The organism is Aestuariivirga sp. (assembly GCF_044239095.1).
In the GTDB taxonomy this organism is placed as follows: Bacteria; Pseudomonadota; Alphaproteobacteria; order Rhizobiales; family Aestuariivirgaceae; genus Aestuariivirga.
This window is the reverse complement of the sequence record NZ_JBIICB010000375.1, coordinates 1-3161: the sequence shown is the minus strand read 5'-3', so window position 1 is coordinate 3161 and position 3161 is coordinate 1. Positions and strand designations below refer to the sequence as shown.

The window sequence follows — 3161 nt, the reverse complement described above, 5'->3', positions numbered from 1 at the left end:
GCCACGCCGACGCCCATCTCCCGCAAGATGCGGAGCTGGCTGAGCACGAGTTCGCTTTCCTGCATCAGCGTCCCCTCGGTGATTTCCACTTCCAGCCGGTAGGCGGGAAGGCCGTGCTTTTCCAGCGACTGGCGAACGGCCTGCACGATCGTGCCGGACAAGAATTGCGCGGGTGAAAGGTTGACGGCCACGACGAGATGTGCCGGCCAGAGTGCCGCCGTACGGCAGGCTTCATCCAGCGCCCAATTGCCGATGCCGTTGATCAGACCTGCCTCTTCGGCGGCCGGAATGAACTCGGATGGGGGAACGCTCCCCAATTCAGGGTCATGCAGGCGCATGAGCGCTTCAAAGCCGGCCAGTTCGCCCGAGCGCATATGGTGAATTGGCTGGTAGACGAGCCGGAGGGATTGGGCGGCTTGGGCTGCGAGGACAGCGCGCCGCACGTCAAGGCGGCGCGTTGCGGCGGCAGCGGACAGTGGATCGAAGAAACCGTAGCCGGGGCCATCTTGCCCGCGCGCCGCGGCCAAAGCAAGTTCGGCGCTGCGCAGCAGATCCTCCGTGGTTGATCCATCCTGTGGCGCCAGAGCAATGCCGCTGTTGCAGGAAAGGGCATGCTGCAGCCCTGCATGCCCAATTCCTCCGGCAAGACTGGCCGTGATGGCGCGGGCGAGGTTAACCACCTCCATCGGATCGCTCATGCCGGGCAGGAAGATCAGGAAGGAGCTATGCCCCGCGCGGGTGGCGGCCGCATCGGGCGGGAGCATGGCAGCAAGACGCGCCATGGCCTCTTCGATGAGCTTTTCCTCCATGTGCAGGCCATGAGTGGCGGCAATGGCGGCGGTTCCGGTCAGTTCGCACTGGATGAGGGCTCCCTTTCGCGCCTCGGCCTGAGGGGATGCGAGGTGCCGGTCGAGAGCGGTGCGGACATCTTCCTGCGGAAGCAAGCCCGTGATGGGATCATGCGTGCAACGCTCTGCCTGACGTTCAGCGAGGCGGTAGCCGAGAAGCAGTGCCGAAGCTGCAAGCACTGCTGCTGTCGCAAAGGGCATGGCTGGTGCGGGCCAGAACAGCGTGGCCGTCACGGTTAGCACGGCCATGGCTCCGCCGCCGATCCAGTATGTGGACGGGCGCCTTTGCCCCGAAAGGGGCCTTTTCATCCGCAAAACTGACTGTACCGGCAAGCGTCACGTCTCCAGAGCATGAGTACCGCAGCGTAAGCCACGAATGAAAGCCGATGGTTAAGGGTTGCAGCATTGGAGTTTATACAACCTATGAACGATGAACTTGGTAAGCGGAGTCTTTGACTGATGTCTCATGATGGGATGCGCCGCAGCTTGTGTGTGATGGCTGTGTGCCTTCTGGCGGGCGTGCGTCCTGCCAATGCCGGGGGCTATCGCGACTTTGTCAGCGGTCTCAATGCCAAACCTCCCGGCGGCTCGCGCTTCCGGCCCGACCTTGAAGCCAGGCTGGCCACTCTTGTCAGTGCCTACCGGGAGGGCGAGGGAAAGGAGCCCGTGGCGCCCGATGACACCTTTCTCGATGCCGCGCGCGCCCATGCCGCCGACATGATGGTGAATGGCTTTATGGGCCATAGTTCCTCGAGCGGATTGAGCTTCCAGGGCCGCATGCAGGCCCTCGTGGGCGATGTGACCAAATATCCCTCACTCGGCGAGAATGCCGCGCGTGATACGCAGGACACGCCGGTCGACGATGCCAAGGTGCGCGCTATCCTCGAGCAGTGGATCAACAGCCGCGTCCACCGCAAGGTGATGGTGAACCGCAGCTTCCATTTCGTGTCGACCGGCGTCATTCAGCGCGAGAGCAAGGTCTGGGCTGTCCAGATCTTCTTCGGTACGCCACGAAAGAAAGGTCTGTTTCAGTAGGCCGGGAGGACCGCCGGATCAGCTCCGGCGGTCATTTGGTGCAAGCAGCGTCATGCCACCGGGGCGGGGAGCGTCTTGGGTGCCAGCAATCGCTGCGAGGCGTTCTTCACGGCCTTCTGCACCTTCTCGAAGGCTCGCACCTCGATCTGGCGGATGCGCTCACGCGACACGCCGAATTCCTGGCTCAGATCCTCGAGCGTCACAGGATCGTCTTGCAGCCTTCTCGCCTCGAAAACGCGGCGTTCCCGGTCGGTGAGCTTGTCCATTGCCTCGCGCAGGAGGCCATGGCGCATGGAGGCCTCTTCCGACTGCACCAGCATTTCCTCCTGGTTGTCGGATTCATCCACCAGCCAATCTTGCCATTCGCCCTCGCTGTCATCCCGCAGATGTGCGTTGAGCGAGGTATCGCCACCGAGGCGGCGGTTCATCGACACGACATCCTCCTCGGTCACACCGAGCTTCTTGGCAATGAACTGCACCTGGTCTGGGCGGAGGTCGCCTTCCTCAAGTGCCTCGATCTGGCTCTTGACCTTGCGGAGATTGAAGAACAGCTTCTTCTGGTTGGCCGTGGTTCCCATCTTGACCAGCGACCAAGAGCGCAAAACGAACTCTTGAATCGAGGCTTTGATCCACCACATGGCGTATGTGGCAAGACGGAAGCCCTTGTCCGGCTCGAATTTCTTGACCGCCTGCATGAGGCCCACGTTGCCTTCGGAGATGACCTCGCCGATCGGAAGGCCGTATCCGCGGTAGCCCATGGCGATCTTGGCCACGAGCCGCAGATGGCTGGTGATCAGCTTCTGTGCTGCCTTCGCGTCGCCATGCTCCTTCCAGCGCTTGGCGAGCATGTATTCCTCGTCAGGCTGGAGCATGGGGAACTGGCGGATGTCCTGCAGGTAACGCTGCAGCCCGGCTTCGCCGGAGGCGATCGCGGGGAGGGAAGTGGTCTTAGCCATCTCGTTCCTAGCCTTTCCTGTCTGGACCAATCCTATAGGCCCGAATTACGCAAAAAATAAGACACCAGACCGGTTACAGATAGTCACTGTTCCGTGACGTTCAAGCGGAGTGCCTCGAGCAGCGTGACGATATCCGCTGGTGCGGGGCTTTCGAAGCGCATCGGCTTGCCGGAGACCGGGTGGTCAAAGCCGAGAGTCGCTGCGTGAAGTGCCTGCCGATTCAATGCCTTGAGCGCAGCTTTTGAGGCTGCGGACAACTTCATGGCGGAGCTCCGGAACCCGGATCCATAGACCTGATCGCCAAGCAGGGGGTGACCGGCAT

3 protein-coding genes and 1 pseudogene are annotated in these 3161 nt (G+C 61.9%); 1 reads left to right on the top strand and 3 read right to left on the bottom strand.

The genetic code is table 11. The annotated features are described in order from the left end of the window. The coding region (locus ACILRA_RS21420) for an EAL domain-containing protein (RefSeq protein WP_395664071.1) at positions 1-1097 on the bottom strand (1097 nt) is incomplete at its 3' end. A 246-nt stretch (positions 1098-1343) separates the two neighbouring features. Between ACILRA_RS21420 and ACILRA_RS21415 the strand changes: the two genes are divergently transcribed. Continuing rightward, positions 1344-1883, top strand: coding sequence for a CAP domain-containing protein (locus tag ACILRA_RS21415; RefSeq protein WP_395664070.1), 540 nt, complete (start codon positions 1344-1346; stop codon positions 1881-1883). 50 nt (positions 1884-1933) lie between these two features. Here ACILRA_RS21415 and rpoH read toward each other — a convergent pair whose 3' ends face one another. Together rpoH and ACILRA_RS21405 are read right to left on the bottom strand one after the other, a co-directional pair. Next, positions 1934-2839 carry an RNA polymerase sigma factor RpoH gene (rpoH, locus tag ACILRA_RS21410; RefSeq protein WP_395664069.1) on the bottom strand — a complete coding sequence of 302 codons (906 nt, stop codon included), beginning with the start codon at positions 2837-2839 and terminating at the stop codon, positions 1934-1936. Positions 2840-2922: 83 nt separating this feature from the next. After that, positions 2923-3161 (bottom strand): annotated as a pseudogene (locus tag ACILRA_RS21405) (RNA pseudouridine synthase); the annotation flags it as partial.

Excerpts from the sequence above, each read along its gene's own strand:
- ACILRA_RS21415 (WP_395664070.1), top strand. The coding sequence starts at position 1,344 with ATGGCTGTGTGCCTTCTGGCGGGCGTGCGTCCTGCCAATGCCGGGGGC.
- rpoH (WP_395664069.1), bottom strand. The coding sequence starts at position 2,839 with ATGGCTAAGACCACTTCCCTCCCCGCGATCGCCTCCGGCGAAGCCGGG.